Source organism: Variovorax sp. J22R115 (genome assembly GCF_030317005.1).
Taxonomy (GTDB): Bacteria; Pseudomonadota; Gammaproteobacteria; order Burkholderiales; family Burkholderiaceae_C; genus Variovorax.
This window is the reverse complement of record NZ_JASZYM010000032.1, coordinates 18358-37466: the sequence shown is the minus strand read 5'-3', so window position 1 is coordinate 37466 and position 19109 is coordinate 18358. Positions and strand designations below refer to the sequence as shown.

At 63.6% G+C, this 19109-nt stretch carries 8 protein-coding genes and 4 pseudogenes; 5 read left to right on the top strand and 7 right to left on the bottom strand.

Annotated features, from left to right (window positions below; translation table 11 throughout):
• Positions 1-237: 237 nt before the first annotated feature.
• Positions 238-396, bottom strand: a pseudogene (locus QTI04_RS32635) (IS6 family transposase); the annotation flags it as partial.
• Between the two features lie 114 nt (positions 397-510).
• Positions 511-3591 (bottom strand): AAA family ATPase, encoded by a 3081-nt coding sequence (locus tag QTI04_RS32630; protein WP_286619375.1) that lies wholly within the window; start codon positions 3589-3591, stop codon positions 511-513.
• Positions 3592-3874: 283 nt separating this feature from the next.
• Here QTI04_RS32630 and QTI04_RS34220 point away from each other — a divergent pair, with 283 nt between their 5' ends.
• Together QTI04_RS34220 and QTI04_RS32620 are read left to right on the top strand one after the other, a co-directional pair.
• The gene (locus tag QTI04_RS34220) at positions 3875-4012 is read left to right on the top strand and encodes a hypothetical protein (protein ID WP_336621923.1); all 138 of its coding nucleotides are present in this window, start codon (positions 3875-3877) and stop codon (positions 4010-4012) included.
• Between the two features lie 101 nt (positions 4013-4113).
• Positions 4114-4572, top strand: a pseudogene (locus QTI04_RS32620) (IS110 family transposase); the annotation flags it as partial.
• Here the strand turns inward: QTI04_RS32620 and QTI04_RS32615 are convergent.
• Positions 4566-4706 (bottom strand): annotated as a pseudogene (locus tag QTI04_RS32615) (IS6 family transposase); the annotation flags it as partial. The pseudogenes QTI04_RS32620 and QTI04_RS32615 overlap by 7 nt on opposite strands.
• Positions 4707-5038: 332 nt before the next feature.
• On the opposite strand from QTI04_RS32615, the gene QTI04_RS32610 reads away from it, so the two are divergent.
• Positions 5039-5878 carry a toll/interleukin-1 receptor domain-containing protein gene (locus QTI04_RS32610; protein ID WP_286619373.1) on the top strand — a complete coding sequence of 280 codons (840 nt, stop codon included), beginning with the start codon at positions 5039-5041 and terminating at the stop codon, positions 5876-5878.
• Between the two features lie 192 nt (positions 5879-6070).
• Here QTI04_RS32610 and QTI04_RS32605 read toward each other — a convergent pair whose 3' ends face one another.
• From QTI04_RS32605 to QTI04_RS32590, 4 genes and pseudogenes are all read right to left on the bottom strand, one after another.
• Positions 6071-6544: an anti-sigma factor gene (locus QTI04_RS32605; protein ID WP_286619377.1), complete on the bottom strand. Its 474-nt coding sequence runs from the start codon at positions 6542-6544 to the stop codon at positions 6071-6073.
• A 78-nt stretch (positions 6545-6622) separates the two neighbouring features.
• Positions 6623-6895, bottom strand: a pseudogene (locus QTI04_RS32600) (integrase core domain-containing protein); the annotation flags it as partial.
• Between the two features lie 788 nt (positions 6896-7683).
• Complete coding sequence (locus tag QTI04_RS32595; protein WP_286619371.1) at positions 7684-12369, bottom strand: TIR domain-containing protein; 4686 nt, start codon at positions 12367-12369, stop codon at positions 7684-7686.
• 320 nt (positions 12370-12689) lie between these two features.
• Positions 12690-16232 (bottom strand): tetratricopeptide repeat protein, encoded by a 3543-nt coding sequence (locus QTI04_RS32590; protein WP_286619369.1) that lies wholly within the window; start codon positions 16230-16232, stop codon positions 12690-12692.
• 978 nt (positions 16233-17210) lie between these two features.
• On the opposite strand from QTI04_RS32590, the gene QTI04_RS32585 reads away from it, so the two are divergent.
• Together QTI04_RS32585 and QTI04_RS32580 are read left to right on the top strand one after the other, a co-directional pair.
• A complete protein-coding gene (locus QTI04_RS32585) occupies positions 17211-18320 on the top strand; it encodes an ISL3 family transposase (RefSeq protein ID WP_286619368.1) in 1110 nt (369 codons plus the stop codon).
• Positions 18257-18847 carry a transposase gene (locus QTI04_RS32580; RefSeq protein ID WP_286619366.1) on the top strand — a complete coding sequence of 197 codons (591 nt, stop codon included), beginning with the start codon at positions 18257-18259 and terminating at the stop codon, positions 18845-18847. Before QTI04_RS32585 ends, QTI04_RS32580 begins: the two co-directional genes overlap by 64 nt.
• The last annotated feature ends 262 nt before the right edge of the window (positions 18848-19109 follow it).

The window sequence follows — 19109 nt, the reverse complement described above, 5'->3', positions numbered from 1 at the left end:
TCGCCGCGCGAGTTCAGGCGGCAACGGGTTGAGCAGACACGCCGCGCTCAACTTGAACAACCGGCGCTACATTGCGTATAGGCCGTGTCCTGAGATACGGGGGCAAGATCACTGGCCTCCGTGGCGAGTACACCGCGACGCAGCGCCCGCTACGTAGTGCGGCTCTGGCATTTTGCTAACCCGCGCAAGCAGTTGCTACGGCTGGCCAGCATTTCGCCGGAAGTCATACTGACTTACGCACCAGCGCCGGATCGTTTCGTAGCTGACGACCACACCGCGCTCAAACAGCAGTTCCTCGATATCGCGCAGGCTCAGCTGAAATCAGCGCACTGCCTGGCTGATCACCACCGCCGGGAACCGGTGCCCGTGATAGAGCGATCTCGTCGTCTTTTGCATCGATCAAGCTTATGCCATCGACAACGTGACAATGCCGCCAGGCCGCCGGAGTCGAAGCTCTACTTTCGTCCCAAGTGGCACTCGCCAGCCTGGCTACACTGGGGATCTACGGCGTTACGGCGACAGAACCCTGCTCACCGCTGACGCCTCTGAGATATGCGATTGCATGCTCATGACTTCGAAGCCACGAAGAGCTTGATCGAGGAGAAGTTCGGCACGATCCCTGCACCCTATCGCCACTTCGATTCTTGCGCAGCACAGCTTCGTCACGGCCGCTTCGTGCGCCGACTGGCGTGCTCGCGCCACCTCCATCGCGAGGTCGATGTAGTGCCGGGCCCGCTTGAGATCCGAAGCTTCCGCAGCCTTGCGGGCCAGCGCACGATAGGCCATCGTAGCCCCCAGGAAGTCGCGCTTTCGCATGCGGCAGATGGCTCGCGCGGCGCGGAGCCGTGCTTCTGCCAGACGCCCTTCGGTCACAAAGGCATCCGCGAGCCAACCGTGGTTCAGCGAAGAAAAAGGGCTGCCGCGCGGCTCGAGCCAAACCGCCGCGTCCAGCAAAGCTTGCAGAGAGTCGACTGTCCGATCCAACGTCCAATTGGCATAGGCACCCACCGCGCCACCCATCGAAAAGTAAGATAGATTGCGACCGGCTTCGGCGATGCGACATCCGCAGGCAGCGGCTTGTCTGGCCTCGTCCCAGCGGCCTTGCCATAGCAGCACGATGCCCTGCAATATTCGGGTAGCGGCCTCGACCTGATGGTTGGCGCCCCCGATCGCATGTAAGGCTTCGTCGAAGCACTCGTGCGCCTGCGTAAACTCACCTCGATCCCCCAGCACGTGTGCCTTGGTGGCAAGGGTATAGCCAAGACCGACGGACAAACGAACGCCTGTGCGGTGACTGCGTTTGACTGCGATCGCGCTGTTTAGCAGTTCGAGAGCGCGATCATAGTTGGCCGAAGCGGCTTCAATCTGTCCCAATGCCGCTGCCGCCTGGACCGTCAAACGATCGTCCCCGATGCGCTGAGCGACCTCAAAGCAAAGCGTGCAATGGTGAAGCGCCGGGCGCGTTTCGCCGAGCGCGCCATTGAAATAGCCCAGCCAGTAGTGGGCCCGCGCTACGAGAGCTTCCTCTCCGCTCTCGATGGCCAACTCAAGGGCGCGCTGAAACACTGCCAGCTGATCCTTTGATGGATCGAAGACAGATGCAAACCCCAACCTTTGAGCAATTGAGATCCATCGCAATGACAGTGGCTTTGATGGCTCCAGGCGATCCAAGGCAGCAAGCGCGGCCCGGTACTGAATATGTGCCCGATCGAGTGCCGTGGCGTCCATGGCCTTGTCGCCGGCTAGCTCTGCATAGTGCGCAGCTAACGCGTGCTGGCTTGCTGCACCGTAGTGGTAGGCCAGTGCCTCGAAAGGTTCTTCCTCGCTGCTCATTAGCCCTTGTTCACGTATCAGATCGGCAATGCGCATATGCATGGCCTCGCGCTCGTGGAGGCCCACAGACTGGTAGATCACATCGCGCGTGATCCCGTGCTTGAAGCGAAGCGTTCTAGACGTGTCACCGGGAAAAATGAAGTCCTGCTCCGCCAGGCTTCGCACCAGCGGGGCGTCCTGCGCATAGCCTGTGATTCTGAGCAGCAGCCAGGTCGGAATCACATTTCCGATGACCGCCGCGGTGCGGACCAAATCAGATTGCACGTCGGTCAGTCGCCTTACGCGGGTCTCGATCACCGCGTTCAGCCAAGCCGCGCCTCCATGCAGCTGACCGAGCCGGCGAGTCAGATCGCCATGGGCCGCCGAGTGGCACAACTCCTCGATGTAGAGAGGATTGCCCCCCGCATACTTTCGCACCTCCTGCACCATGAAAGGGTTGCCCTTGGGTAGCAGATGCCGAATGGTTTCGACGGCCTCTTCCTCGTTCAGGGGTGCAAGTTCGAGCACCTTTGCACCGCCGATGATGGGGTCACCGGCCGTTAGACCGCGCGTGGCGATGAGAACGAATATTGCGCTGCGATCGAGGCTGCGAACCGCATTGAGGACCTGGCTTGTAGCGTCGTCGGCCCACTGCCAATCGTCGATGAAAAGCACAAGCGGCCTTCGCGACGCCAAGGCCGCGCACAGTTCACACATCGCACCAATCAAGACTTCCATCGCAGGACGCTTCGGGTCACCAATTGAGGCCCTGGGGCTGCTGACAGAGAGTGCCCCGAGAATTGCCCTCCGGTTGGCAGCAAGACCCGGCCGAATCTCGGAGAGCACTTGGTCGACGCACGCTGCTGCAACGACGCCAGAGGTACCGTGATGCAAATGGAACAATGAGCGCAGCATTTGCAAGAAGGGTTGCATTGGCTCTGCGCTCAAGTAGCTCTCGCAATAGCCCCGATACAGCTGGCATTCCAGTGCCGAGGCGTGACGGAGGAATTCTTCCATCAGTCGCGTTTTGCCCACGCCCGTAGGCCCGGAAACAGCGACGCAGCCGGGCTCACCTGCTAGGGTTTTGCTCAGGCTGCTCTGGAGCGTCTGCAGTTCGTGCCGCCGGCCGACAAAGGGGCTCAATCCGCGCTGGACCTGCGCCTCGAACCGGGTATGTACAAGCGTCCGCCCAAGTATCGGAAATACGATGACGGCTTGCGTGTGACCTTTCAATCGGAGTTCTCGGCGTTGACCGGTGCGAAAGAACTGGCGTTCGAAGCCTAGCGTCTCTTCGCTTACCAGGATCTCGTTGCGCTCAGCTGCATCGGAGAGCCGAGCGGCGATGTTGGGTGCGTTGCCAAGAAGTTCGAAACGCCCCCGGAGAAGGTCACCCTCTTCGAGAAGAACGAGACCCGCGTGGATACCGGTGTGAAGTCCGAGTGGGCCGAGCGCTTGCACCCCGTGATGCTGGATCTGCGCCACGGCCCCGTGAAAGTCCAGCGCGGCCTCGGTTGCCCGCCTACCATCGTCTTCGCGTACCTCCGGATAGCCGAAGATCGCCAGCATGCCGTCGCCCTGGATGCGGACGATAGTGCCGCAGTTCCTCGACACGACGTCGGCCCAAACTTGGCCAAGCTGACCCAGCAATTCAGCATAGTGCTCGGCCTCCATGGAGTCGGCGAGTGTGGTCGAATCTGAAAGATCCGAGAACACGACGGTGAGGTTGCGCCGAGTCGCTCGCGTCGGCGCCAGTGTGACGTGTGAAGATTGGTCGCTCATGCTCTATCCGTCGAAACGTTCAGGTAGAGGCTTGCTCAGTGCAAACGTCACTGGTCTGTGATGGACCGCCACGTCTGATGTGGTGAGGACGCAGTTGATACCGAACAATCACAGGGTGCGAGCGAGCTGTCAAGGGCCGTTCGACGATGGCTTGCGCATGGTTGCGGTCGTTCTTTTGGCTCTGGTGCAAAATTTCCGCGCGGCCGAGCGGCTTCGTGAGCGTGTTGCACGGTCAAGCTGAAAGCACCGCGTTCCAGATCGCGGGCGCGGCTTGGCCCGCAGTATGCAGACGACCCAGATTGAACTGGCCTTTGCGGATGCGATGCAGCAGCTCGACTCCGGCGATCGTCACGGCCGCGCGATCGAAGATCTTGAAGAATATGGAATGGACGCCTCCCCCCGTAACGTGGAAGTGGCGTGACGCTGGCGCGCTGGCAAGGACGTGGAACCTCCGGGCCCACGGCATCGAAGTGCCCAAAGGGTGAAGATGGAAATCTTCACAGGCAAACCGGAGGTTCCGAAATGAATGTTACTGCCGCAAACGTCGTTGGTGTGGACTTGGCCAAGAACGTATTCCAGGCCTGCTGGGTGGAGCCCGAAACGGGCGAGATCAAGAACGTGCAGCTCAAGCGGGCGAAGTTTCTGGAGCACTTTGCTAACCGCACCCGGTGCCTAGTGGGCATGGAGGCTTGAGGCGGCGCGCAGCACTGGGCGCGCGAGCTCAGTCAGCTCGGGCACGAAGTTGTGATCTTGCCGGCCAGGGGCGGTCAAGGCGTTCGTCACCGGCAACAAGAGTGACGTGATCGATGCGCGCGCAATCTGGATGGCGGTTCGCCAAGGCGACGCTAAGCGCGCGGCGGTGAATACCGAAGCGCAGCAAGCGGTGCTGGCTCTGCACCGCATGAGGCAGCAACTGGTCAAGGTAAGGACGCGATGCAGACCAACGAACTGCGCGGCTTGCTCACCGAGTACGGCGAAGTGTTCGGCAAGGCCAGGCCACGCTCGGCCATCATCTCCACAAGGTCGCGAAGGCTCAGCTTGAAACGCAGGTACCAGCGAACGCACAGGACGACGACCTCACGCTCGAAGTGCCGGCCCTTGAAAAGCTCGTCCATGCTTGCAGCCTCTGCGCCATCGGTTCGCCTTCAGTTCAAAAGGCCACAGCCTACTACGCGGGACGCGATTCGCACCAGAGCCCGCGTGAGGACGCCATCAGCGCTTCACAGCGCCCCAAAGCACACGTACTTCATCTCCGTGTACTCCAGAATGCCATGATGGGAACCTTCGCGGCCCAAGCCGGATTTCGCTGCTGAACACGCGGCTCAAGTTCGGGCAGCGCGCCGGCAGGCGCCGCGATCCGCGATCCGTTAATTTAGCGGCAAGCAGTATATTGGCGCACTGCACGCTCCTTTCGTTGGGAGCGTGGCCACCACGAACTCAAACAAAAATGGCAAAGACAGAAGCCAAGGAGACATCCTCCACCCAGGTGTTCTTGAGCTACTCAAGCCGCGACCGTGCAACCGCAGGCCGCTTGGCTGACGCGTTGGCGCGTGATGGCTTAGATGTGTTTTGGGACCGTAGCATTCTCGCCGGCGTGGACTTCACCGAGGTTATTCAAATGGAATTGGAGCTGTCCCGATCAGTAGTCGTTCTTTGGTCGGCTTCATCGGTGGGATCTCGGTGGGTCCGATCCGAAGCAAACTGGGGTATCGAGCGCGGGATTCTGATCGAGGTCAAGATCGATGCATCACGTCCTCCATTGCCGTTCGGCCAGCTTCAAACACCGGATTTGAGCAATTGGACCGGCAGTCGCGCAAACGCGGAATACTTGCACTTTCTCCAGGCCGTGCGCAGTAAAGTGAAGCCAAGCTCCCCGTCGACAGAGCTTGCCGCGCCACGCCGTGGGGCACGAGTCACTGACGATCATCTCGCTATGATCCATACCAGCTGGCGCAGCCCCAAACATGACCTTGCCTTCGAAGCGCTCATGTACCGTTGGGATCTGGCCGTGTTTGGGACCGCAAAGGCGTTGGATCGGATCGAAGAGGTGACGTACTACCTTCACCCGGCCTACGAGTCCCCCGATGCCCGACCGCCCTCTTACTCGGTCTATCGCTACAAGGCGCATCATCATCGGTCCAGTTGCTTTCGGCTGTCTCAACTGGCAAATGGTCACTCTTTGGTTCGGGCGTACATCAAGATCGCTGGGCAGGTAGAGCCGGTCAAGCTCAGTCGATATATCAATTTGTTCGACAGTACTGACCGGATCACTGCTTTTGCTTCGTAAGCGGAATTGAGGGTAACTAACGCCGCGATGTCCCCCTCTTTCTCGACCCCTAACTAACGCTTTACAGTAAGCTCGCCTCCGACACAATTCGGGCAGTGCGGCACGGCGACTTCAAACACCCTCTTGAGCAGCCGCGCCCAGCCGATGCAGCGTGGCCGGCCCAAGGTAGGCTCGGAAGGCCGACTCAGCTTCTCAAAGCACCTTTACAGCGCGCCCGATGTAGAGCACCGGCCCGGTCGGCCGGTCGAGCGGCGAACCGGTCGGCGGTTCGAGCGTCAACTCGAAAAGCTGATTCGGCTCCAGCGGCGGAAGCTTGTCGAGCGCAATCCGCAGCGTGCGCCCCGGCGTCACCAGCCCGAGCGACATGGGGCCGCGCCACTGCTCACCCTTGGTCCAGAACTGCAAGGACTTGTTCTCCGGCAGCGTCATGCTGCCGAGCGGCACCAGGCTGAGTTCCCGCGACGAACTAGTTTGCACCACCCAGCCGGGCTGTGCTCCGCAAAAACTCGTCTGCGCATCATGCTGACGTGGGGGTGTTCGGCAGTCCCCCGGGGACGGGTCGATGGACTGTGGAGAGCGGCTACAGGGTGCCGCCAACTCAGCCAACGTGTATTCGTGGTGCAATCCACTCAATACGGGCTTTGCGCGCACGCTCGCGCCCGGCACCCATCGATGCCGAGCTTCGGCTTTCGGTCGCCGCGCCAAGCCACCAGGAGGGCCCGGAACGCCCGGTCCCAATGCGCTGTGAGGGCGTCCGGCGTTGTAATGCGCGACCCACTCTCGAAGGATCGATCTCAAGTGCGGCTCCGAAAGCGGGATCACCCAATCCAGGCACTCGCGGCGAATCGTTCCGATGACCCGCTCACATATGGCATTCGCCTTCGGACTTGCGAACGGGGAGCGCAAGACTGCGAAGCCCAACGCCCGGATCGAATCGTCCAGGTGCTTCGCAAAGATCCTGTCCCGGTCATGGAGCAGATACCGGTGCTCGTCAGTTTCCGCGATTACCTCTCTCATCTGCCGCAGCGTCCAGGTCGCGCTCGGATGTGCGGTGACGTTCACGTGCATCAGTCGGCGGCTGCCGTGCTCGATGACGACGAACACGTAGAGCAGTCGAAACGTCGCGGTGACGGTCACGAAGAAGTCGCACGCCAGAATCGCGTTCGCGTGGTTCCTCAGGAATGTCGACCAGCGTTGATCACCGCGAGGCCGACCTGGAGGTCGCTTGGGCAGGTACTTGCGGACCGTCCGCGGCGAGACCCGCACGCCCAGCTTGAGCAGCAACTCGTTGGCAATGCGCTCTTCGCCCCACAGTGGGTTCTCCTGTCCCATCCGCCGAATCAGCAGGCGCAGTTCCCGAGGGATCGGCGGCCTTCCCGGCCGTGACTTCATCCGCCAGAAGAGCCTCCATCCGGCGCGATGCCAGCGCACGATCGTGGCCGGTTTCACGACTACCACCGCATTGCGCCAGTAGAACAGACGCGTCAGCACGGCCAGACTGACTCGGGTTGCGGCATCCACGCGACGAGGCTGGATGCCGCGCTCGACGAACATGGCCAGTTGGCGACGCAGCACAAGATTCTCGGCGCGGACAGACTCATCCGAGCGCGCCAGCAGCACCAGCCACTGCAGGGCGTCTTCAATCAGGCGGAGCACGATCTGCACGAGCATCACCATGGCGTCATCGTGCCACGGTGTTCAGTCCGAGCCAACCATCTACCGGTGAGACGGCGGAGGGGATTTTTGCGGACCACAGGCCAGCGTTGCCAGGCGCGCGACTGACCTCCTGGCAGTCAACATCCAGATCATTGCCTCGCTTGCTCCTCATACCCGTGTCTCAGACGTCGCCATTCCGTTGCGCTAATTGTCTCGAGTTCCCCGGTTGAAGTAAGCCTAGTTCCGGATTCCACTTGGACCCTTAGCGGAAGCAGCTTTCGCGGGAAGCCCAGTTTGACTCCTCGTCCCCACACCCGGGCCGTCCCGTCTTCACTCCAGGTCAGCACCCGCGCACCGTTGTTGTCGAAGATCGCGCCCGATACCCCAGCGTGCTGAATCGGTTCGCCCAGCGCCCTGCCCGTGGCCGCCTCCCACACCCTCGCCGTCTCGTCATCGCCCAAGGTAAGCACCCGCGCGCCGTCCGTGTCAAAGTCCGCGCCCCATACCTCCCCTGCGTGTTTCATCGGCTCGCCCAGCGCCTTGCCCGTGGCCGCGTCCCACATCTGCGCTGTCCCCTCCGATAGGCTCCAGGTCAGCACCCGCGCCCCGCCTTTGTCGAAGATCGCACCCGACATCTCCTTTGTGTGCTCTATCGGCTCGCCCAGCGCCTTGCCCGTGGCCGCGTCCCACACCCGCGCCGTCTTGTCATCGCCCCAAGTCAGCACCCGCGCACCGTCCTTGTCGAAAGTCGCGCCCCGCACCAGCTCGGCGGCGTGCCTCATCGGCTTGCCCAGCGCCTTGCCCGTGTCCGCATTCCACACCCGCGCCTCGTTGTAAGCCCAAGTCAGCACCCGCGCACCGTCCTTGTCGAAAGTCGCGCCCGCTAGCGCAAATGCGTGCTCTATTGGCTCGCTCAGGGCCTTGCCCGTGGCCGCATTCCACACCCGCGTTGTATTGCCGTACTGGCTCCAGGTCAGCACCCGCGTGCCGTCCTTGTCGAAGTCGGCGCCAAATACGCCCCCTGGGTGCCCCATCGGCTCGCCCAGCGCCTTACCCGTCGCCGCCTCCCACATCCGAGCCGTCCCGTCCGATTGGCTCCAGGTCAGCACCCGTGCACCGTCCTTGTCGAAGGTCGCGCCCGACACCTCCTTTGCGTGCTTCATCGGCTCGCCCAGCGCCTTGCCCGTGGCCGCTTCCCACACCTTCGCCGTCCCGTCGTCGCTCCAGGTCAGCACCCGCGCCCCGTTCTTGTCGAAGATTGCGCCCGATACCCCCTCTGCGTGCTCCATCGGCTCGCCCAGCGCTTTGCCAGTGGCCGTTTCCCACACCCGCGCCGTCCCGTCTTTGCTCCAGGTCAACACCCTTGCACCGTCCTTGTCGAACTCCGCGCCCAATACTGCCTTTGCGTGTTTCATCGGCTCGAAATTGGCCGCCTCCCACACCCGCGCCGTCCCGTCATCACTCCAAGTCAGCACCCGCAGGCCGTCCTTGTCGAACTCTGCCTTCCATACCAGCTTTGCGTGCTTCATCGGGTCGCTCAGCGCCTTGCCTGTGGCCGCTTCCCACACCCGCGCCGTCCCATCTTGGCTCCAGGTCAGCACCCGCGCACTGTCCTTGTCGAAGATTGCGCCCCATACTTCCGATGCGTGCTCCATCGGCTCACCCAGCGCCTTGCCCGTGGCCGCTTCCCACACCCGCGCCGTCCCATCTTGGCTCCAGGTCAGCACCCGCGCACTGTCCTTGTCGAAGATCGCGCCTGATACCTCCTTTGCGTGCTTCATCGGCTCGCCCAGCGCCTTGCCCGTGGCCGCTTCCCACACCCGCGCCGTCCCGTCTCTGCTCCAAGTCAGCACCCGCGCACTGTCCTTGTCGAAGATCGCGCCCGATACCTCCCTTGCGTGCTCCATCGGCTTGCCCAGCGCCTTGCCAGTGGCCGTCTCCCACACCCGTGCCGTGCCGTCGTAGCTCCAGGTCAGCACCCGCGCACCGTCCTTGTCGAAGATCGCGCCCCGTACTGCCCTTGCGTGTTTCATCGGCTCGCCCTGTGCCTTGCCAGTGGCCGCTTTCCACACCCTCGCGGTCTCGTCGTCGCTCCAAGTCAGCACCCGCGCACCGTCCTTGTCGAAGATCGCGCCCCGTACTGCCCCTGCGTGTTTCATCGGCTCGCCCAGCGCCTTGCCCGTGTCCGCATTCCACACCCGCGCCTCGCTGGAGGCCCGGGTCAGCACCTGCGCACCGTCCTTGTCGAAGGTCGCGCCAGCTACTCCCCCCGCGTGCTTCATCGGGTCGCTCAGCGCCCTGCCCGTGGCCGCCTCCCACACCCTCGCCGTCCCGTCCCACGAGCTCCAAGTCAGCACCCGTGCACCGCCCTTGTCGAAGTCCGCGTTCGATACCTCCTTTGCGTGCTTCATCGACTCGCCCAACGCCCTACCCGTGGCCGCGTCCCACACCCGAGCCTCGGCGTCGCTCCAGGTCAGCACCCGCGCACCGCCCTTGTCGAAGGTCGCGCCCGACACCTCCTTTGCGTGCTTCATCGGCTCGCCCAGCGCCTTGCCCGTGGCCGCTTCCCACACCCTCGCCGTCCCGTCGTCGCTCCAGGTCAGCACTCGCGCACCGTCCTTGTCGAACCGAGCACCGATACTCGCGCCATGGCCGAGCACTGCCACGAGGCGATAGGGCAGGAAAGTGGAGAACTGCGCAGCGTAAGCCGCGTTCTGCGCGCGCACGGTGTCGCGAGTCCTGGCCGCGACCTCCGCCGCGTAGTGGCGGGCATGCAGCGGATGGTGAAGCAAGTCGCGATGCATCACGGCATTCGTCCAGGCGAGATCCGCTAGGCGCTCCGCCGCTTCCTGCGACGAGTTGAAAGCCCAGACCGCGAACCCGACCGCCCCAACGGCCAGTACGACGGAGAGCCAACTCCAGAGGCGGATCAACAGGGTCGATTTTTGCTCCCGTCTGATTTGCCATTCGTGCGCCGCGCGACTCTCTTCCACAAATGCACGCTCGGACTCCGAAAGCCACGTGGGCCGACTCCCGGCGAGCGCACCGCACTGCTCCAAATCGGCGCCGGTGAGCAGATGCTTGCTCCGCTCCCTTGCAGGAGCATCTTCCCAGCGACGTGACCTGCTGACGAGGGCATCGTGGATGCGCTTGTCGTGCGCCGCATCTTGGAGCCAGCCCTGGTAGCGGGGCCACTGGGTCGCTAACTTTTCGTGGGATAGCTCGACGGTCACGCGGGGCTCCACTTCGCCGTTATTCACGCGCTCTTCTTCCGGGCGCGCCCGCACCTGTAGGAGTCGCCCCCCCTCCTCAGTGGCCAGCTTACGCGCCACCGCAAGCGCTGCACCGGACAAGTCCTCGGCCACAACGACCCTCCGCGTGACGCCGCCGGTGTCCCCGAGGCGAACGAGGCGCAATAGCAGCGGCTCGACCTCGCGCCGCTCGTGGTCATTGAGCACCTTTTCATAGACCCGTTCGGCTTCCTTGGCGAGCGCGCCCGATACCAGCCCCGCTGCCTCGTATGCCGCATGAAGGTCGCCCCCATGGTCGCGTAGCCCCCGCCAAGTCTGCTTCATGGCCATCTGCAGCAATGCAAGATCTCTCGGTTCGCCGGAAACGTCATGCAAGACCCGCTCGCCGAACCGCTGCGCTATTGCGGCGTCCTGTCCCGCGAGCTTCAGCGGTTCGACGATGCAGCGAATCAATTGGCCGCGTTCCATCGGGGCGATGGGGTGCTTGGCCTGCTCTATAGCTTTGAAAAAGGTTGGGTACTGGGAACACAGGTTGTAGTAGTCCCAGCGCATGGACATGAGCACCTTTGCCAGGGCTGGGTCTCCCTCAGATGCCATAGCACAGATCACGTCCAAGAATGGTGTTCGGCGCTCGGTCGGACAAAGGGTCAGGAGTTCCTCGAATTGGTCGACGTACAGGAGGATCGAGGCGTTGGAGGGCACGGCGTCTCGCAGCGCGTCGCCGATCCGGAAGACATCTTGTGAACGAACCAAGTTGCGCATGCTGTCGCCATCGCTGTGCGACGCCCCTGTCGCACGTGCCGTCTTGTAGACTGCGTGCGCCAGATTTTCAAATGGATCACGCGACGGGGAACCGGGCCGCATCTCGATGCACACCCATGCGCGCTCATCGGGGAGATCTCGCGCATGGTCCTCCAGGGCTCCGCCGAGGAAACGCGGGATCACGCCCGCCTTGATGAGCGACGACTTGCCGGAACCGCTGTCCCCCGCCACCATCAACAGCGAGCCGTGCCTCAACTCCTCTAGCACGCGGACAATTTCCTTTTCACGACCGAAGAACAGGTGCGCATGCGCCATGTCGAAGCTTCGCAGTCCAATGTAGGGCGTTTCGACCAAACGGACGGCCTGGAGCGAATCGTGATCTCCCAATAGCGCCCTGACCAATTTTGTAAACTCGATAGGGTCGCTCTCGACCTGTCGCGCGGCATGATATAGACCGGCAAAAGCAGGGAGATGCGCCTCCTCAAACGTCCCACATTCCGAACTGACTATCGGGATAAAGAGGTATCCGGGATCGCTAGCTGCCCTACTCAAAGCCAGTCTCACCTCCCGCTCCACCCAGTTGACGGTGCCCCGCGAGCCGATGTAGATGAGAAAACCATGGGCGTCCTGGATCGCCACCTCGAGCTGCATCTGCCAATCGCGCCCAGGTACGAGATGCCGTTTGTCGATCCAGATCGTGAGCCCGCGATCACGCAGCGCGGGAGTGTCCTCCAGGCGCGAAGCGAGTCTGAGCGCCGCATCCGAATCAGCGCCCGAATGGCTTAGGAATAGGACGAGCTTGTCGCCGTAGTTGCTTTTCATCGAACGACCTTCCGTCGTGTAGCGATGCTGTCGGAGGCTTACTCGGCGGACCACCGCTCCATAGGCGCCGCGTTGTAGCCGGGGACTCGCCCGCTGCCGGTACACACTGCCACGCCGCGTGGCTCCTCACCCCGCCGGGAATCTTGAACGGCTGATCCAGAGCTGCGACTGTGCCGGTTGCTTGGTTCACGATCCCTCCAATCGAGCTGACCTCGCGGGGCGAGCATAGTGAGCCGAAGGCCAACCGCACACAGATCGTTTGGATTCGGCCAATAGGCCGATGCCTAGTCAGGGACCCGAAATCGGTCCTCCGTTTCAATTCATCGCCGGCCCGACACCTCCCCGCGCAACTCGTTAATTCGCGCCTGCAGGAAGTCAAGATCTTTCCTCCAGGTGGCGTTGGTCGGATCCTGCATCACGAGTTGCTCGACTATGCCGCGACCTTGCTCGAATTGGTCGAAGGCTTCCCTGGTCTTGCCTTGCCTGCGGCTCACCGCGCCAAGCTTGCTGTAGCTTACGCAGAGATCGTGCTGCCACTCAGCGTTGGAGGGATCGGCTTTGGCCAGCCGCTCGGCAATCAACAGCATTCGCTCGTAAGCCCCGCGCGCGGCGTCGAGCTGGCCCGCGGCCAGCTCCAGGTTGCCGAGCCTGCTGTAACTGACTGAGAGATCCCGCTGCCACTCGGTGTTGGAGGGATCGGCCTTGGCCAGGCGCTCGGCAATCGACAGCATCCGCTCGTAGGCCTTGAGCGCGGCGTCGAGGTGGCCCGCGGCCACCTCGACGTTGCCGAGGTTCTCGTAGCTGACCGAGAGATCGCGCTGCCACCGGGTGTTTGAGGAATCAGCCGTGGCCAGCAGCTCTTTAATCGCCAGCGCCCGCTCGTAAGCCTTGCGCGCGGCGTCGAGCTGTCTAGCGGCCATTTCCACGTCGCCGAGCTTGTCGTAGCTGACCGAGAGATCGCGCTGCCACTGGGTGTTGGATGCATCGGCCGTGGCCAGCCGCTCGGCAATCGCCAGCGCCTGCTCGTAGGCGTTGCGCGCGACGCGGCGCTGGCCTGTGGCCACCGCCACATCGCCGAGATTGTTGTAGCTGATCAAGAGATCGCGTTGCCACTCGGTGTTAGAGGGATCGGTCTTGGCCAGCAGCTCGCGAGTCGCCAGCGCCTGCTCGTAAACCTTGCGCGCGGCGTCGAGCCGGCCCGCTGCCACTTCCACTCCGCCGAGCTTGTCGTAGCTGATTGAGAGATCGCTCTGCCACTGCGTGTTGGAGGCATCGGCCTTGGCCAACTGCTCGGCAATCGCAAGCGCCTGCTCGCAGGCCTTGCGCGCAGCGTCGAGCCGGCCCGACGCCACCTCGACGTCGCAGAGCCTCTCGTAGCTGACCGATAGATCGCGCTGCCACTCGGTGCTGGAGGGATCGGCCTTGGCCAGCCGCTCGATGGTGGCCAGAACGTGCTCGTAGGCTTTTCGCGCAGCGTCGAGCTGGCCCGTGGCCACCGCCACGTCGCCGAGCTTGCTGTTGCTGACCGAGAGAACGCGCTGCCACTCGGTGTTGGATGGATCGGCCTTAGCTAGCCGTTCGGCAGTCCCCCGCGCCTGCTCATAGGCTTTTCGCGCGGCGTCGAGCTGACCCGTAGCCGCCGCCACGTCGCCGAGCTTGCTGTAGCTGACAGAGAGATCGCGCTGCCACCGGGCGTCGGAAGCGTCGGCCTTGGTCAGCCGCTCGCGAATCAGCAGCGCCTGCTCGTAGGCCTTGCGCGCGGCGTCGAGCTGACCCAGTGCGAGCAGCGTATCGCCTTGGTTGTCCAGGGCCGCTGCGCGGCGATGCGACACCTCCAACGAAGCCGCAGCCCCGAGCTGCTCGTAGTAGGCGTTCACGCGCTCGTTGATTCCGGTCATCAGGTCCAGGCGGCCAACCGGAGCAAGAATGTCCCGCAAGTCGAACACCATGTAGTCGACTAGACCTTCCGCCCGGTTGCGTGCCTCGTCGGCGCGGTGTCGTTCCTGGTTGGCATAGAACCCGAAGCCCAGCACGGCCACGGCGGCAATGCCGGCGGCCGTCGAAAGGGTGGAAACAACCAGCTTTCGACGCAGGGCACTTGCCCTTATATAGGCACATTCCCGCTTGGAGAGGTCCTCGCGCCGGCGCTTCATCCAGTCCCGCGCCTCCGCCAGGCGAAGCCCCTGCAACAGCAGGCCGCTCGAGCGTTTCTGCCTTTGCCATTCGGCGACGTCATCGTCCAGGCGCTGGCGCCAAGCCAGGAATTGTCGGTCGCCATCCACCCACTCACGCAGCCGCTTCCAGCGGGCGATCAGCGCCTCGTGGGCGACTTCGACGGTTCGTGATTGCCCGCCAACATCTGCTGAGCTGACCAAGAGCCGCGCAGTCGCTAGTTGCTCCACCAGCTTGGTCGTCGGTGCATCGAAATCCTCCAGCAACACGCGACGGCGAGTATCCAGTTCGCCCTCCCCGGGGCGCACCAACCGCAGGACGATGGAGCGGATGCGCTGCTCGGCCTGGGGGTCGCTGCGCGTCAGTTCCTCGTAGAGTGCGTCGGCGCGCTTGGCGATGGCACCTTCGAGTTGGCCCATGGCGTCGTAGGCCGCGCGGTGCATCACACCCCCTTGGCGCTTCTCCCACAGCTCGCGCAGCACGAACTCCAGCAACGGCAGGTGGCCCGGCTCGCCCACTGCGTGCTCAAGAATCAGCTCCACCAGGTTGGTCTCGAACTCCAGCCCCACCTGCTTGGCCGGCTTGACGACGGCGCAGCGCAGTTCTTCTTCCGTCATCGGCCCGAGGTTGACCTGCGCGCCCTGCAGCCGGTCCGAGAGTTCGCGCTGGCTGGTCACCGCGCGGCCGAAGTAATCGCCGCGCAGCGTCAGCACCACGTTCAGCGCCGAGGCAAGCGTGGCTTCGAGCAGATTGTCGATGAAGCACTGGCGCTGATCGGCGTTCTCGGTCAGCGTGAAGAGTTCTTCCCATTGGTCCACCACCAGCAGCAGGCGCTGCGTGCCCGGCTGCAGTTCAAGCACGCGCCGAACCACATCGCGCAGCCGGGTGCGGCCGGCCATGAACTGGTCGGCGAGCTTCTGCGTCTCGCCAAGGCGATCAACTTCGCTCATCCCGGGCTCAAGCAGTGGCAGCATGGCGGCCGACAGGTTGTACAACGGCCGATCGTTGGGAACCAACGTGACGATCTCCCAGGCGTCCTCGCGTCGTTCGCGAAGCGCCGGCACCAGCCCGGCGCGCACCACCGACGACTTGCCGCTGCCAGACGCTCCCACCACGGCAACCAGTCTGTGGCTGCCTACTGCTTCGACCAACTGAGCAGTGGCCGCTTCACGACCGAAGAAGAACGCTGCGTCCTCCTCGCGGAAGTAGTTCAGGCCGCGGTACGGGCAGACGAGCGCCATCGACTGGGCAGCGGCGGCTTGCAACTCCGGCCCCGGAGGCTCGCCTCGAATGGCCTTGGCCAGAATCGCGAGACGCTGCGGATCGTCGGTGCGCTCGCCCAGATCGACCCAGGTGTTCTGGCGCAGAAAGCCCAGCGGGGCCTCGGCGCCCGGCAGCAGGACCGGAATGACCGGGAAGACCTTACCGTCGCGCTTGTCATTCACTTGGCGGTCCAGCGCGGCATCTGCCTCGCGTTGCTGCCAAGAACCCATCTCGCTGCCGATGCAGATGGCCACGGCTCGACAGCCGGCCAGGGTGTCCTCCAGGGTGCGCATCCAAGTCGTACCCGGCGCCAGGTACCAGCGATCGAGGAAGACATGCAGCCCCGCGCCGCGCAGCCGCTGCGCCAACCCCTCCACCGCCGCGTGGTCGCGCCAGTGGTAGCTCAGGAATACGTCGAAGTCCCCCATCGCCTCCTCGCAGACACGCGAAGTCCGAGTGGTCCACATCGCCTTGGTGTTGGACGACGAGCTTGTCGGGCGAGGCGCCGCAATGCTAGTTGAGTATTCACGACTGCACCCTGCCGCGCTTCCCCAAAATTGGTGAAGCGCGCTCGCGCGCAGTCACCATGACAGGATAGGCATCCTGCCGCTGCCCAGGGGCGCTATGCGCGCTATCTAGGCGATCCAGATAGTCATCGATTGTGTCGCGGCCGCGCGTAGCGGCCCCACGCACGCACAGTCGACGATGAGCGATCGCGACAAGCTCCTTGGAAAGTGGCGCCGCCTGCCGCGGCTGTCGAGGCGAAAGGCTAGGACCTCGCAGGAGCAGACGATCCTGCGAACAGCCGCCCTGCCCGTCTCTTCACCAAATGCATCGCAGGAGTTGCTTGGCGACTGCGAGCGACTCATGCGGCTGCTGCTGCGCAGGGCTCGGGCACGTCTGTCGCACTCGCATCGACGGGCGATCAGACGGTCGGCACGCCGGTTCGAATTGCAGAGCGCGACCATCAGAGTGGCTTCTGCCCATGCCGACGCTGCGGCGTGGTTGCTTGCGGCGATGCACTGGTGGGGCTGCTGACATCCTGGCGCCCTCGAGTGCAAGCCGCTGCATCCGCCGACCGGTATCGTGCGGTGGTTAGCGGGCTTCGAACTGAGCCGGCAAGTCGATCACCCGCGCGAGATCATCTCGGTGTTGCCGCGGTCGATGGCGCTCATCGAGCGCCAAAGTCGCTTGATCGTGGCGGACATGATCCGTCGAGCTGGAGTCGTTGCGCTTCTGCCGGAGTTGCTGCGTTGAACGGGCTTCGGTGGTTCCACACGCAGAAATAGGGAGCGAGCACAACTTTACTACTTGTTTAGCACATTTTTACGGGTCTTCCGCACTTTGTGTGACGCCCAAGTCGGAGGGCTTGATTGCGTCTCCGGTCGACCTCATCTCTGGGCAAGATGACCAGTGGTATCGGTGCAATCGATCGCGTTCTCGCTCGGGTGGGCAAGCGCGTCGTCGGCTGCATCGAGCGGCAGGGGTCGCTGGTAGTGCAAGCCCGCAGTATCGTGCGTGCCGCGCCATGTCCGGCCTGCCGGTGCTGGAGCGGTCGTCTGCACGGAAGCTATTTCCGTCGATTGGCTGAGCGTCCCGTCCTCGACGAGCAGGTCGTGCTCTCCGTCGAAACGCGGCGCTTCAAGTGCCTGAACGCTGACTGTGCGCGCCGAACATTTGCCGAGGATATCCACGCGTTGGCGGGGCGACATCAACGTCGCACCCGGTCACATGCTCGGGCCTTGCATGCACTGGGTCACGCCCTGGGCGGAGAGGCGGCCACGCGGCTCGCCGCCGAGCTGGGCTTGAGCACCGGCGCTGACACCGTGTTGCGGGAGCTGCGCCGCTCGGCATTCACCCGACGCAAGCACGTCCCTCGAATCGTCGGCATCGACGACTGGGCGATTGCAAAGGGCCACCACTACGGGACCATCGTCGTGGATCTGGAGCGTCGCGAGCCGATCGAGGTATTCGCGGGCCGGGAAGCGACTTCAGTGGCGGCCTGGTTGCGTGCCAATCCCTCCATCCGGGTCGTCGCCCGGGATCGGGCCGGGGCCTACTCCGAGGCTGCAGACACTGCACTGCCGGCGGCCATCCAGGTCTCTGACCGCTGGCATCTGCTGAGCAATCTGCGCGACAACGTCGAAAGAATGCTGCATCGACTGGGACCGCAACTGCGCCACGCCGCGCAGCAGGTCACCGTGGGCGGTGCGACTCTGGGGCGCCAGGGGTTGTCGCGAGGCGCTGGACTTCGCGCATGGCAGCGCCTGAGCGATGACCGTCGCTCCAAGCGCTTGGCGTTGTACGAGAAGGTGACGGCGCTGCGCAGCCAGGGCGCGGCACCGTCAAAGGCATCGCGCGCGAACTGTCGATCGACTATCGAACCGTGCGCAATTTCGTCACCAGCAGCGCCTTTCCGGAGCGCGCACCGAGGGCGCGAGGTCCAACGCCGTTGGATGCCCACCGGCGCTATATCGAGGACCGGATTGCCCAAGGCTGCCACTGTCCGAAGCTGATCTGGCAGGAAGTCCGGCAGCGGGGCTATACCGGCTGTCGCGCCACTGTGCACGGCTGCATCGCGCGCCTGCTGTCCCCGCAGGGCAAGCCTGTGTCGGCTATCTCTCCTGTGCGCACCCTGCCGTGTCCGTCGGCCCGGCGCTGGCTGGTGCGATGGAGAAAGATTGCCGTTAACGAGCCCAAGCATGTCGACCACGAACGGTTCGTCCAGGCGCTGTGCAAGATCGAACCCGTGGTCGCGGAGGTGCGCAGCCTTGCGCGTGAGTTCCTCGGACTCATGCACCGGCGGCGTCCCCGGGAGTTCGATCGTTGGCTTGAGCGTTTGTCGAAGTGCAGCGCGCCCGAGATGCGAAGTTTCGCGAAGAGCTTGCGCAACGACCTGGCCGCCGTGCGGGCGGCCTTCATGCTGCCATGGAGCAATGGCCAGACGGAGGGCCATGTCAACCGCTTGAAGTACCTCAAGCGCCAGATGTACGGGCGAGCAAGCATCGAGTTGCTACGGCTGCGAGTTTTGCGCCCGAACTGACGCACGAACGCACGCATCAAAGTCGCGGTCGACCGCAGCCCATCGATGAAGGTGGCGACTTTGCACGAACCGCCTGCGCTTCGGATTGGAAAGCCAACACCGGTCCGTGCCAGTACGCAGACCCGAGCCCTTCTAATATTCTTCACCGATGCACACCGCCACCTCCGCGTCACACAAAGTGCGGAAGACCCAGATTTACCTTCTTCTACGAGCGTGCGGGCCGGCTCCTTGATCCTGGCACTGACCGATGGGGGCCGTCCGG

Excerpts from the sequence above, each read along its gene's own strand:
- QTI04_RS32630 (WP_286619375.1), bottom strand. The coding sequence starts at position 3,591 with ATGAGCGACCAATCTTCACACGTCACACTGGCGCCGACGCGAGCGACT.
- QTI04_RS32595 (WP_286619371.1), bottom strand. The coding sequence starts at position 12,369 with ATGAAAAGCAACTACGGCGACAAGCTCGTCCTATTCCTAAGCCATTCG.
- QTI04_RS32610 (WP_286619373.1), top strand. The coding sequence starts at position 5,039 with ATGGCAAAGACAGAAGCCAAGGAGACATCCTCCACCCAGGTGTTCTTG.
- QTI04_RS34220 (WP_336621923.1), top strand. The coding sequence starts at position 3,875 with ATGCAGACGACCCAGATTGAACTGGCCTTTGCGGATGCGATGCAGCAG.
- QTI04_RS32585 (WP_286619368.1), top strand. The coding sequence starts at position 17,211 with ATGACCAGTGGTATCGGTGCAATCGATCGCGTTCTCGCTCGGGTGGGC.
- QTI04_RS32590 (WP_286619369.1), bottom strand. The coding sequence starts at position 16,232 with ATGGGGGACTTCGACGTATTCCTGAGCTACCACTGGCGCGACCACGCG.